This is a genomic window from Kitasatospora sp. NE20-6 (assembly GCF_045862635.1).
In genome coordinates, this window is sequence record NZ_BPRL01000040.1 from 1 (window position 1) to 12,572 (window position 12,572).

The 12,572-nt window shown below is 71.5% G+C and carries 10 protein-coding genes; 9 read left to right on the forward strand and 1 reads right to left on the reverse strand.

Annotation, left to right across the window (positions count from 1 at the left end; all coding sequences use genetic code 11):
- The 8 genes from SNE206_RS25365 to SNE206_RS25400 form a co-directional block, all read left to right on the forward strand.
- The coding region (locus tag SNE206_RS25365) for a hypothetical protein (RefSeq protein WP_407915801.1) at window positions 1–215 on the forward strand (215 nt) is incomplete at its 5' end.
- Window positions 212–595 carry a DUF742 domain-containing protein gene (locus tag SNE206_RS25370; protein WP_407915802.1) on the forward strand — a complete coding sequence of 128 codons (384 nt, stop codon included), beginning with the start codon at window positions 212–214 and terminating at the stop codon, window positions 593–595. The genes SNE206_RS25365 and SNE206_RS25370, both read left to right, overlap by 4 nt.
- Window positions 596–605: 10 nt before the next feature.
- Window positions 606–1,187, forward strand: a complete 582-nt coding sequence (locus tag SNE206_RS25375) for a GTP-binding protein (protein ID WP_407915803.1) — start codon at window positions 606–608, stop codon at window positions 1,185–1,187.
- On the forward strand, window positions 1,184–2,482 hold the full coding sequence (locus SNE206_RS25380) for a cytochrome P450 (RefSeq protein WP_407915804.1): 1,299 nt from the start codon (window positions 1,184–1,186) through the stop codon (window positions 2,480–2,482). Before SNE206_RS25375 ends, SNE206_RS25380 begins: the two co-directional genes overlap by 4 nt.
- A 241-nt stretch (window positions 2,483–2,723) precedes the next feature.
- On the forward strand, window positions 2,724–3,761 hold the full coding sequence (locus tag SNE206_RS25385; protein WP_407915805.1) for a polyprenyl synthetase family protein: 1,038 nt from the start codon (window positions 2,724–2,726) through the stop codon (window positions 3,759–3,761).
- Entirely contained in the window at window positions 3,758–5,398 is a 1,641-nt protein-coding gene (locus SNE206_RS25390) for a prenyltransferase/squalene oxidase repeat-containing protein (RefSeq protein ID WP_407915806.1), read from the forward strand. The genes SNE206_RS25385 and SNE206_RS25390 overlap by 4 nt, the downstream gene beginning before the upstream one ends.
- Window positions 5,395–6,756, forward strand: coding sequence for a cytochrome P450 (locus SNE206_RS25395; RefSeq protein WP_407915807.1), 1,362 nt, complete (start codon window positions 5,395–5,397; stop codon window positions 6,754–6,756). The genes SNE206_RS25390 and SNE206_RS25395 overlap by 4 nt, the downstream gene beginning before the upstream one ends.
- Window positions 6,753–7,718 carry a terpene synthase family protein gene (locus SNE206_RS25400; protein WP_407915808.1) on the forward strand — a complete coding sequence of 322 codons (966 nt, stop codon included), beginning with the start codon at window positions 6,753–6,755 and terminating at the stop codon, window positions 7,716–7,718. Before SNE206_RS25395 ends, SNE206_RS25400 begins: the two co-directional genes overlap by 4 nt.
- Window positions 7,719–7,958: 240 nt before the next feature.
- Here SNE206_RS25400 and SNE206_RS25405 read toward each other — a convergent pair whose 3' ends face one another.
- Complete coding sequence (locus SNE206_RS25405) at window positions 7,959–9,524, reverse strand: polysaccharide lyase family 1 protein (protein WP_407915809.1); 1,566 nt, start codon at window positions 9,522–9,524, stop codon at window positions 7,959–7,961.
- An 805-nt stretch (window positions 9,525–10,329) separates the two neighbouring features.
- On the opposite strand from SNE206_RS25405, the gene katG reads away from it, so the two are divergent.
- Window positions 10,330–12,519: a catalase/peroxidase HPI gene (gene katG, locus SNE206_RS25410; protein WP_407915810.1), complete on the forward strand. Its 2,190-nt coding sequence runs from the start codon at window positions 10,330–10,332 to the stop codon at window positions 12,517–12,519.
- Window positions 12,520–12,572 lie beyond the last annotated feature (53 nt).

Sequence of the window (12,572 nt, forward strand, 5' to 3'; positions counted from 1 at the left end):
CCGCGGACGGAACCCCCATCATGACCATCACCGTGCAGAACGCCCACGGCACGTACATGATCATGCCGGCCGGAGCCCGCACCAACACCTTCATCGCCGTCGCCGGAGGCCTCGACATGCCCATGGGTACGGTCGCGCACATCATGGCCCGCCAGGCCAAGAAGCTCGGCGAGCAACTCATGTCCGTCCCCGCCCGCACACAGGGGGCGTCATGAGCCGCGGGCCGCTGCGGCGGCGGATGATCCCCAGCTACCTGGCGACCCGCGGCGTCGGCACCCCGACCCGCAACACCCTCCAGTCGCTCATGGCCGTGGTCGCCACGGGTCTTCCGCCCGCCCCCCACCACACCCCCGTGCAGCAGCGGATCATCACGCTGCTCACGGGAGGCGCGCTGACCGTCAGCGAGACGGCCGCCTACCTCCGGCTGCAGACCGGCGTGTGCAAGGTCCTGGTCTCCCAACTCCTGGACGGCGGCCACCTGCAGGTGCGCGTGCCGGCCCCGGAAGCCTTACGTCCCGACGCACATGCCGATCGTCCGTCCAAAGAACTCCTGGAAGAGGTGCTGAGTGGACTCCGCGCGCTCAGGCAGCACTAGCCCGACTCCTGTGTATCTGCCCGAGGACGACCACCAGCGGCTGAAGATCCTGGTCGCAGGCCCCCTCGGCATCGGGAAGACCACCGCGATCAGGACCCTGTCCGAGATCCCGACGCTGCACACCGACGAGGTGATGACCGACGCCGCCGCGTCGGCGGACGACCTCACCCTCGACGGCCTGCGCGGCAAGACGACCACCACGGTCGCCATCGACTTCGGCCGCCTGACCGTGCAGCAGGCCAAGGTGGTCCTGTACCTGTACGGCACCCCCGGGCAGCGCCGCTTCCTGCCGCTGTGGGAGGACATCGCCGACGGCGCCATCGGCGCCCTCGTCCTGGCCGACACCCGCCGCCTGGACCAGTCGTTCGAGGTCATGGACCTCATCGAGGAACGCGGCCTGGACTACGCGGTCGCCGTGAACACCTTCCCGACCTCGCCCGACTACACCCTCGACACCCTGCGCTCCAAGCTCGACCTGGACGAGCACACCCCACTGGTCACCTGCGACGCCCGGGACAAGAACTCCACCCTGGACGCGCTCATCGCCCTGACCGCCCACCTGATAGCCCGAGCCGGAGACGAACCGTCGTGACCGTCACTACACCCGCCGTCCCGGTGCGCCTCCACGGGCCCGAGCACGACGCGCAGCCCCGGCGCAGCTACGAACTGCTGCGCCTGCAGGGGCCGGTCGGCCTCGCGGAGATCTCCCCCGGTGTCGTCGTCCACGTGGTCACCGACTACCGCGCCGCCATCGACCTCCTCCACGACACGCACACCTGGTCCAAGGACACCCGTCCGTGGATGGACCAGGTCCCGCCGGACAGCCCCCTCATGCCGCACGTGCAGTGGCGGCCCAGCCTGTTCTTCGCCGACGGCGCCCAGCACGCCCACCTGCGCAGCGTCATCACGGACAGCTTCAGCCTTCTCGACCCCCACGACGTACGCAACCTGACCTTCCGTTACGCCGACACGCTCCTCCAGCGGTTCGCGGAGGACGGCGAGGCCGACCTGGTCGCCCAGTACGCGCAGCAGATCCCCCTGATGGTCTTCAACGCGCTGTTCGGCATGCCCGACGAGTACGCCCCCCGGCTCCTGAAGGCGTTCACCGGCATGGTGAGCTCCGATCCCGGGCAGGCGGCCGAGGGCGCACAGTCGCTGAACGAGTACCTCACCAGCCTGTACGCCACCAAGGCCCGGCAGCGCGGACACGACCTGACCTCGTGGTTCATCGACCACCCGAACGGGCTGAGCCCGGAGGACGTCCTCCAGCAGGTCATCATCGTCCTCGGTGCAGGCAACGAACCGCTGGCCAACCTCATCGCCAGCACCCTCGCCCGCATGCTCTCGGACGACCGCTACTTCGGCACCCTCACCAGCGGGAGCCTGCCGATCCAGCACGCGATCGACGAGGCGCTGTGGAACGACTCCCCGCTGGCGAACTACAGCCTCCACTTCCCCCGGCACGAGGTCGACTTCCACGGCACGGTCATTCGGGCCGGCTCACCCGTGATGGTCTCCTACGCGGCCGCGAACTCCTGCCCGCACAGCAACCCGCCGAACGAGGACCACCGGTCCGGCAACAAGGCCCACCTCGCCTTCGCCGCCGGCCCTCACGCCTGCCCGGCCCGCTCCACCGCCGTCCTCGTCGCCACCGCGGCGATCGAACGGCTCACCTCCTACCTCCCCGACATCAGGCTCACCGTGCCCGCGACGGAACTGGCCTACCACGGTGGCCCGATCTACCGGAGCCTGACGGCACTGCCCGCCGCTTTCACCCCGCTCCAGCCCGCGCACCGGCGCCAGGGGAACCCTCCCCGGCAGCGGCCCTCCGGATCGTCCGAGCCGACCGGGCCGACCGGGCCCGCCTCGGCCCGCGGGCCGGTGTGACGGGGCGACAGAAGTACCGGCACCATCCGGCCATAGCACCGCCACCGCGGATCGAAGCATGTCGACGGGGTGTTCTCCGCCACATCGACACCAGGCGTGACAGCTGAAACAGCTGGGGATGTGCGTCCTTGACCACATTCGTTCGCCAGAGGAACATGCATTGGCCGTTCTTGACCATAAGAGACTCGGGCCGTCAGCGGCCGACGTCGCGCCCCATCCCGCCGCACTGGACCTCCCGGCCGTGCGGCGGGATGTCGACGCGACACTGGCCGCGTTCCTGGACGCCAAGGAACAGTCCGCACCCGGGCCCGAACTACCACCCCTCATAGCCCAGCTCCGCACCTTCCTGGCGGGAGGAAAGCGCCTGCGCCCCCTGCTGTGCGTGTGCGGCTGGTACGCGGGCGGCGGCAAGGGCGACCACGCGTCGGCGGTCCGGGCAGCGGCCGGCCTCGAACTCTTCCAGGCGTTCGCCCTCATCCACGACGACGTGATGGACGCCAGCGACACCCGCCGGGGCCGGCCCTCCGCCCACCGCGCACTGGCCTCCGCCTACACCGCCGGCGGCGGCCCGGCCCGCCGGGCGGAGGAACACGGCCTGGGCGCCGCCGTGCTCCTCGGGGACCTCGCGCTGATCTGGTCCGACGAACTCCTGCACGGAGCGAGCCTGACGGCCCGGAGCCCCGAGCAGGTCCTGCCGCTCCTCGACGAGATGCGCAGCGAGGTGCTCTACGGCCAGTACCTCGACCTGCAGACCACCGGCCGGCTGTCCGACGACGTCGAGACCGCCGTCCGGGTCATCCGGTACAAGACCGCGAAGTACACCGTCGAGCGGCCGCTCCACATCGGCGCGGCACTGGCCGGTGCCGCCCCGGGGATCCACGCGGCCCTGAGTGCGTTCGCCCTGCCGCTCGGTGAGGCCTTCCAGCTCCGCGACGACCTCCTGGGGGTCTTCGGCGATCCCCGGGAGACGGGGAAGTCGGTGCTCGACGACCTGCGCGCGGGCAAGGCCACCGTGCTCGTCGCCCTCGCGGCCCAGCGGGCCTCCCGCCGCGAGATGCGGTCGCTGCGCGCACGGTTCGGCAGACGCAACCTCGACGAGCGGGACGCCGCCGTGGTCCGGTCCGTCCTGGAGGCCACCGGAGCCCGGCAGGCCGTGGAGGAGATGATCCGGTCCCGGCGGGACGAAGCCCTGACGGCCCTCGGCCGCGCCCCCTTCCCGGCCGCCGCCGTCGCGGCGCTGCGGGACATCGCCGGATTTGCAACTGCGAGGCACGCATGAACGAGTACCGGCCCGGCGAGGCCGGCACGTCCCTGGCGACGGCGCTCGCCGAGCACCCTCCGGTGGACGACGCCCGCACCGACGAAGCGACGGAGCTGATCGGCGCGGTCGACGCCGACCCCTGGGGCAGCGTCCGCCCGTCCCTGTACGAGACCGCCCGCGTGCTGTCCACGGCGCCGTGGCTGCCCGGCGGACGGACCCGGGTCGACCACCTGCTCGACGGACAGGCCGACGACGGCAGCTGGGGCGACGGGCCTGCGCCCTACCGGCTCCTGCCGACGCTGAGCGCCGTCGAGGCCGTACTCGCGGTGCTGCAGCGGGAGCCCGTGACCGGCGGCGCGACGCACCGTCTCGCCGCGGCGGCGGCCAGAGGGCTCGCCGCGCTCGGCGGCCTGCCGTCGGCCGGGCCGTGGCCGGACACCGCAGCCGCCGAGATCCTCGTCCCGAGCCTGGTCGCCGCCGTCAACGAGCGCCTCGACCGACCCCGGACCGCCGACCTCCCGCACCTCGGGCCCTGGCACCGCGGCCCGCGTCCCGTCGTCCCCGGCGGTTACCACGCCGCGGCACCCGGAGCAGTCGCACGCAAGTGCCTGGCGGCCGGCGGAGTCCCGCTCAAGCTCCACCACACCTTCGAAGGCGTCGCCGGACACCTCCCCGAGACGCTGCTGCCCGCGGCGGACGGGCTGCTCGGCAGTTCCCCGGCCGCCACCGCGGCGTGGGCCGCCGCCGCACCCCGCTCCCCGCAGCGGCAGCGTGCGGTCGACGAACTCACCGCCGTGGCCCACCGCTACGGCGGCCTCTTCCCGGAAGCGGCACCGATCACGGTCTTCGAGCGGCTCTGGGTCGCCGCCGCGCTGGCCCGGGCCGGCCTGCCGTCCGCCGGCCTGCCCACCCTGCGGAAGTGGGTCGACCGCCTCTACGACCCCGAGGGCGTCCGGGGCACGCCCGGGCTGATGGTGGACGCCGACGACACCGCCATGGCCGTACTCGTCGCGGCCCTGGTCGACCGGCCCCGCGACCCCGCTCCGCTCGCCATGTTCGACAACGGCCGCCACTACGACTGCTACATCGGCGAGGACACCGGATCCCTCAGCGCCAACGCGCACGCCCTCCAGGCCCTGCACGCCTACCTCCGCCACCACCCAGAGGCGGCGGAGACGCACCGGCCCGTCGTGCACCGGGTGGCCGACTGGCTCGTCGAGCACCAGCAGCCGCAGGGCCACTGGACCGACAAGTGGCACGCCTCCCCCTACTACGCCACCGAACGGTGCGTCACCGCACTGTCCGCCCTTCCCGGTCCCCGAGCGCGCCGGGCGGTCCGGGCGGCCACCGCGTGGGTGCTGGACACCGCGCACCCGGACGGGTCCTGGGGCGTCTGGGGCGGCACCGCCGAGGAGACCGCCTACGCCGTGAAGATCCTGCTCCGCACGTCCGGGCCGGAGCGGCAGCCGGCGCACACCCGTGCACTGGACCGCGCCGAGGCCTTCCTGCACACGACGGCCCGCACGCCCGGCCACCGGCACCCCGCCCTCTGGCACGACAAGACCCTCTACGCACCGGAGGCGATGATCCAGGCCGAGGTCGTCGCCGCCCGCCACCTGCTACGCACCCGCACCGAGACGGAGTACCTCCCGTGACCCCCGACGCAACGCTCCCGCCACACGCACCGGGGCGCCTGCCCGTCGTCGGACACGTGATGCCGCTGCTCCGAAACCGGCTGGCGTTCATGCAGCAACTGCGCGACCACGGCGACGTGGTGCAGATCAGGGTCGGCCCGCGGCCGGTGTTCGTCGTCAACTCGCCGGAGCTCGTCTGGGAGATCCTCACCGCCCAGTCCGCGAACTTCAACAAGGGCCGGCTCTTCGACAAGCTCCGCCTGTTCGGCGGATCACCGCTGCCGATCGCCGAAGGACAGCAGCACCTGCAACGCCGCCGCCTGATGCAGCCGGCCTTCCACCGCGAACGCATCAACTCCTACATCGACACGATGATCACCACCGCGGAGGGCGCACTCCGCTCCTGGGGACACGGGGCACGGCTCGACGTGCTGAACGAGATGCAGCTCATGGCCCAGGGCGTCGTCATGTCGGTGCTGTTCTCCACCAACCCCGACCGCGATCCGGCGCAGGCCGTCATGAACGGCGTCGACACCGTCTTCCAGGCCGCCATCCGGCGTGCCGTCGTGCCCGTCTCCGCCTGGGAACGGCTGCCCCTCCCCGGCAACCGCAAGCTCCGGACCGCGAACACGGTACTGCGCCGGACCGTCAGCGACATCGTCGCCGCCCACCGGGCGGACCCCGAAGCCCCCGACGACCTCGTCTCCCTGCTCCTCGACGCCCGCGACGAGGACGGCCTGCCCCTCGACGACGACGAGATCCTGTCCGAGATCACCGCCCTGCTGGCCGCCGGCTCCGAGACCACCGCGGTGACCATGGCCTGGCTCTTCCACGAGCTGAGCCGCCACCCCGACCAGGAGGAACGGCTGCACCAGGAGGTCGACACCGTCCTGGCGGACGGCCCGCTCACCGCCGACCGGCTCCCCCTGCTCGGTCACACCCGCAGGCTGGTCACCGAGACGCTGCGCCTGCACAACCCCGCCTGGGTCGTGACCCGCGAGACGAACGTCCCGGTCCGGCTCGGCACCGCGCACCTGCCCGCCGGGGCCGACCTGATCTGGAGCCCGTACGCGATCCACCGCGACCCGGAGCTGTACCGCGACCCGCTGCGGTTCGACCCGGACCGCTGGCTCCCCGAGCGGCCCCAGCCGCCCAGAGGGGCGTACATCCCGTTCGGCGCCGGAAAGCGCATGTGCATCGGCGACGGGTTCACCTGGGCCGAGGCGACGGTCCTGACCGCCCTCGTCGCCTCCCGCTGGACGCTGCGGCCCGTCCCCGGCACCACCGTCCGGCCGGTACCCGCCATCACCGTCCACCCCTCCTCCCTCCACATGACCGCCGAGGCCAGAGGGCGTGCAGCGGTGCGGGAGGCGGCGTGACCACCACCGACCGGCCGGGCACCGCCGCCCTGCCCATGCCCGACCTCTCCGGCACCTTCCCCGGCCCCTTCCCGACCGGCCGGCACGCGGACCTCACCGAGGAGCACCTGGGGCAGTGGCTCCACCGGTTCCCGCTCCTCGGCCCGCCCGGGGCGCAGCGCATGCTCCGCGACATCGTGGCGCACGGGGTGGCCCGGACCTTTCCCACCGCCGGGCCGGACGGCCTCTTCCTGTGCGCGGACCTCTTCCTGTGGCTCACCGCGTTCGACGACACCTTCGGCGAGGCGACGGCGGCAGGCAGCCCGGTCCGGCTGGTGCGCCGGATCCAGCGCTGCGTCCACCTCCTGGCCGACGGCGAGCCACCCGCCGACGCCGACCCCTTCGACACGGCGCTCCAGGACCTCCTCGTGAGGCTGCGCGCCCGGGCCACGACCGCCCAGTACCTGCGGGTCACCGGCTGCCTCAGGGACGTCCTGTTCGGCATCCTCTGGGAGGCGCACCACCTGGCCGACCCCGGTCACGTCACGCTGCACGACTACCGGGCGATCCGCCCCCACACCGTGTTCGCACGGACCCTCGTCGCCGTTGCCGAAGTCGTCCTGGGGTACGAACTGCCGGAAGAGGCGCGGAACTCCCCGGCGGTGCGGCAACCGGAGTCGGCCGTCGCCGACCTCGCCGGCGTGCTGAACGACCTCGGCTCCTACGCGAGGGAGTCCGCCCGGGGCGTCCCGGACTCGCTGAACCTCGTCGCGTTGATCAGGAGGGAGCAGAACTGCGACGTCCCCACCGCCTACGCAGCGGCCTCCCGGCTGGGGGAAGCGCACGCCGCAACGGCCCGGCGCGGAATCGGCGCACTCGCGGCCGGCGGACCGGCTCCGCTCGCGCAGCATGCCCGGGCCCTGGAGTCCATCGCCTGCTCCTACGTCTGGCACATCGACCACGCCCGCTACACGGAGGCCTGACCACGACACCGCCGGGCCGGGCGGCCGCGCCCGGCCGCCCGGCCACGGGTGAGTCGGCTGCGGGTGAGGGGAGAGGTCCCGACCGTTCCGCCGCACCGCCCGTCGGCCCTTCGGCGGCCGGCTCTCCGTCGGCCGCCGGAAAGTCGGCTGCCGGAGAGCCGACCGCCGGAGGCGATGCCGGCCGATGCGGTCGGGCCTCCCGGCGTCCGGTGCAGATCCCGGGCCGGGGAGCCCGTGCCGCTACCCCGCGTAGGTCTCGAACTCGGCGACCTTCGGCGTTCCGGTCGAGCCGGTGATCTCAAAGGTGATCTTGCTCAGCGAGGTACGGGGGACCGCGATGACGCCCGCACCGCTGCCGGACGCCAGGACGGCGCCGGTGTCACCGTTGAGGACCCTCCAGGATCCGATGATGCCCGCGGAGCCTGCTGCCTCCCGGATGTTGACGACGGCCACGGCGGTGGCGGAGGGCCACTTGACCGAGATGGAACCGGTGGAGCCGGCCGGCGACCAGAAGGTGCTCAGGTTGCCGTCCTTGACGTTGCCGTAGCTCGTCCCGCTGGCCTTGCTGGAGCCGTCGGCACCGGCGCCGATGCTGAGGTTCGTTCCGCCGGGCTGGGTCGGGCCGGTCGTGGGGGTGGGCGTGGGGGTGGGGGTGGGCGTGGGGGTGGAGGTGGTCGGGCTCGGCGACGGCGTCTGCGGCGTGCAGGTGCCGTTCGACACCTTCAGCCCCTTGTTGGCCCCTGCCGTCTGGCTCACGACGTCCGGCACGCAGCCGGCCGCATCGAGGCTGAAGGAGTAGGGGATGCTGACCGTGGTGTTGGACTTCACGTCGGGCCCGGCCGGATTGTTCTCGGTGCCGGGGCTGGACCAGGTCACGTTGTCGAAGATGTTGCCGGCGACCTGCCAGTAACCGGCTGCGCTGGTGTAGAAGGTGCCCAGGACGTCCTTGGAGTCCTTGAAGTAGTTGTTGTCCACCCTGGCGTGGGCCCCGGCCCGGGAGTTGATCCCGGACTCGTTGAGCTTCACGTAGTAGTTGTTGTAGATGTGGGCCGTGCCGCCCCGCAGCAGGGGCGTGCGGGAGTCGATGTTCTCGTACAGGTTGTGGTGGAAGGTGACGAAGCCGTTCGAGAGTTCGGTCTCGCTGGACCCGATGAGGCCACCGCGGCCGGAGTTGCGCAGGGTGCTGTAGGACAGCGTCACGTACTGGGTGTTGTCCTTCATGTCGAAGAGGCCGTCGAACCCTTCCGACTCCCCGCCCGACGCCTCAAGGGTGGCGTGGTCGACCCAGACGTTGCGGACGTCACTCTCCATGCCGATGGCGTCACCACCGTTGGACGTGGGCGAGCCCGACTTCTTGACGTTCTTGACGGTCACGTTCTGGATGATGATGTTGCTGGACTCGCGGATGTGGATGCCCAGTTGGTCGAAGACGGCTCCGCTGCCGACGCCGACGATCGTGACGTTGCTGATCTGCTTGAGCTCGATGACGCCCGCGGCGGTGTTGCAGCTGGAACCCGACACCTTGGCGGTGTTGCCGTGGTTGATGGTGCCCTCGACCTCGATGGTGATCGGGGTGCTGGCGCTGGCCCGGCCGCAGAGGGCCGCGTGGATCGCGGTCCCCGTGGTGGCACGTACGGTCTGCCCGCCCGCACCGCCGGTGGTCCCACCGTTCTGGGACGCGTAGCCGGTGGCGCTGCCGGTCACTGCTGCCGATGCCGAGGGCATCAGCACGATCACACCGGTCGCGGCCGCCAGGGCCGTCGTGGCGAGTGTCGCGTGGAGTCGCAGGGCGACTGATCGTCTCATGTCCGTCTCCCGATTCGTTTTCGGACTCTGGGTGCTGGTGCTGCGCACGTACGACGGTCGTGCCGACGGACCGTCGGGACTGCCGGCCTGTCGTCGGGATTGCCGACTGTCGCCGGGCGGGGTCCTCGTGGACCCCGTTGCGAGCGCCTTCTCCGACGCGACCGGGTCGGCGTGTCCGCCGAGGCCCGGCCCCGCGGGGCCGCCGGTCGCCGCGGCCGTCACCACGGCAACGGCGGCGGAGGGTGGACCGCGTCGTCGGCACGACGCGTACACCCTTCGTTCCGTAGCGGGTCGACGACCTGCGGGAAGCCCTGCACTGGCATCAGCCCATGCGGAAGTCGCGGTCGATGCCATGACGGCGTACCGACCGGACGAGGCTCGCGAACGGGGAAGGCGATTTCTGTCCGCGAGGATAGGGCCGCTTCTGACGGGCCAACAAGGTTCTTGTCACATATGAAATCCGAGCCGGCGCATCTTGGGCTGCGCCGCGACGCGGCCTGACCGCGCCCAGGGAGAAGATACTCCCGCGATCTAATGCTCTAGCCGAAAATCTTACTGCCCTGTGCGCATCAGGCAGGAAGATGGCCTCACACCCATGGCTCGAACGGTTCATAATTTCGAGCAATGTTCAAGGATATGAACGAAATGGGCCCTCCGCTGCCTCCACGGGACCGGTCCCGGCAAGGGCGGCGACGTCCTCGACCTCCGGGAGGACCCGTTCTGCGTGTTCTTCCGGCCGTGCCGGTCCGCCGTGCGGAACGATACGGACGAAAGGGTACGAAACGAGCAAGGAAGAAGGGCGGACATGTCCGGCAGTGAGAGCGAGAACCCGGCGATCCCCTCCCCCACCCCCACGTCGACCCGCCCCAGGACGAACCGGGACTGGTGGCCCGCCCAGCTGGACCTCCAGGTGCTGCACCAGCACTCGCCCCGTTCCAGCCCGATGGACGAGGACTTCGACTACCCGGCCGAGTTCGCCGCCCTCGACGTCGACGCGCTGAAGCGCGACGTCATCGGGCTGATGACGGACTCGCAGGACTGGTGGCCCGCCGACTACGGCCACTACGGACCGCTGTTCATCCGGATGAGCTGGCACGCCGCCGGCACGTACCGCACCGCGGACGGCCGGGGCGGCGGCGGCAGCGGCGCCCAGCGCTTCGCGCCGCTCAACAGCTGGCCCGACAACGCCAGCCTGGACAAGGCGCGGCGGCTGCTGTGGCCGGTCAAGCAGAAGTACGGCCGGAAGATCTCCTGGGCCGACCTCCTCGTGTTCGCGGGCAACTGCGCCATGGAGTCCATGGGCTTCAGGACGTTCGGCTTCGGCTTCGGGCGCGAGGACGTCTGGGAGCCCGAGGAGATCTTCTGGGGCTCCGAGGACACCTGGCTCGGCGACGAGCGCTACAGCGGCGACCGTGAGCTCGCCCATCCGTTCGGCGCCGTGCAGATGGGGCTGATCTACGTCAATCCGGAGGGCCCCAACGGCAATCCGGACCCGCTGGCAGCGGCCCACGACGTCCGGGACACCTTCGGGCGGATGGCCATGAACGACGAGGAGACCGTCGCACTCATCATCGGCGGCCACACCTTCGGCAAGTGCCACGGCGCCGTCGATCCGGCGTACCTCGGCCCGGAACCCGAAGCCGCTCCCCTCGAACAGCAGGGCCTGGGCTGGCACAACACGTACGGCAGCGGCAGGGGTGCCGACACGCTCACCAGCGGGCTCGAAGGCGCCTGGACCGACGAGCCGACGAAGTGGGACAACGGCTACCTGGACAACCTGTTCCGGTACGACTGGGAGCTGACCACCAGCCCCGCCGGGGCCCAGCAGTGGAAGCCCTCCGACCCCGCGGCACAGGGCACCGTGCCGGACGCGCACGACCCGTCGAAGCGGCACGCCCCGATGATGCTGACGACCGACCTCGCGCTGCGGGAGGACCCGGTCTACGGACCGATCTGCAGGCGCTTCCACGAGAATCCGGACCAGCTCGCCGAGGCGTTCGCCAAGGCCTGGTACAAGCTGCTGCACCGCGACATGGGCCCGGTCTCCCGTTACCTCGGGCCGTGGGTCGCCGCACCGCAGCTGTGGCAGGACCCGGTCCCGGAAGTCGATCACGCACTGGTCACGGACGAGGACGTCGCCGCCCTCAAGGAGCGGATCCTCGACTCCGGCCCGGGCATCCCGCAACTGGTCACCACCGCGTGGGCGGCGGCCGCGAGCTTCCGCGGCACCGACAAGCGCGGCGGCGCCAACGGAGCGCGGATCCGGCTGGCTCCGCAGAAGGACTGGGAGGTCAACGACCTGCCGGAGGTGGCCGAGACGGTGCGGCGGCTGGAGGAGGTCCAGCGCGACTTCAACGGCGCGCAGAGCGGCGGCAGGAAGATCTCGCTCGCCGACCTGATCGTCCTGGGGGGCTGCGCGGCGGTCGAGCGGGCCGCGCGGAACGCCGGGCACGTCGTCACGGTCCCGTTCGCACCGGGGCGCACGGACGCCTCGCAGGAGCAGACCGACGTGGAGTCGTTCGCCGTGCTCGAACCGCGGGCGGACGGCTTCCGCAACTACCTGCGGGCCGACGAGAAGCTGTCACCGGAGACCCTGCTGCTCGACCGGGCGAACCTGCTGACGCTGACCGCGCCCGAGATGACGGTGCTGGTCGGGGGCATGCGGGCACTGAACGCCGGCTTCCGGGGCTCCCCGCACGGCGTCCTCACCCGGCGCCCGGAGGCGCTGACCACGGACTTCTTCGTCCATGTGCTCGGCATGGGCACGGAGTGGAAGGCCTCGGAGTCGAGCGCGAACGTGTTCGAAGGACGGGACCGCGCGACGGGCGAGGTGAAGTGGACGGCCACCGCCGTCGACCTCGTCTTCGGGTCGCACTCCCAGCTCCGCGCCGTCGCGGAGGTCTACGCCTCCGGGGACGCGGACGAGAAGTTCGTGCGCGACTTCGTGGCCGCGTGGGACAAGGTGATGAACCTCGACCGGTTCGACCTGCACTGAACGGCCTGCACTGAACGGCCGGACGGCCGCGCGCTGTCCGTACCGGCCGGCAT

Bases quoted from the DNA above. Each gene is read 5' to 3' on its own strand.
- SNE206_RS25390 (WP_407915806.1), top strand. From the start codon at position 3,758: ATGAACGAGTACCGGCCCGGCGAGGCCGGCACGTCCCTGGCGACGGCG.
- katG (WP_407915810.1), top strand. From the start codon at position 10,330: ATGTCCGGCAGTGAGAGCGAGAACCCGGCGATCCCCTCCCCCACCCCC.
- SNE206_RS25405 (WP_407915809.1), bottom strand. From the start codon at position 9,524: ATGAGACGATCAGTCGCCCTGCGACTCCACGCGACACTCGCCACGACG.
- SNE206_RS25370 (WP_407915802.1), top strand. From the start codon at position 212: ATGAGCCGCGGGCCGCTGCGGCGGCGGATGATCCCCAGCTACCTGGCG.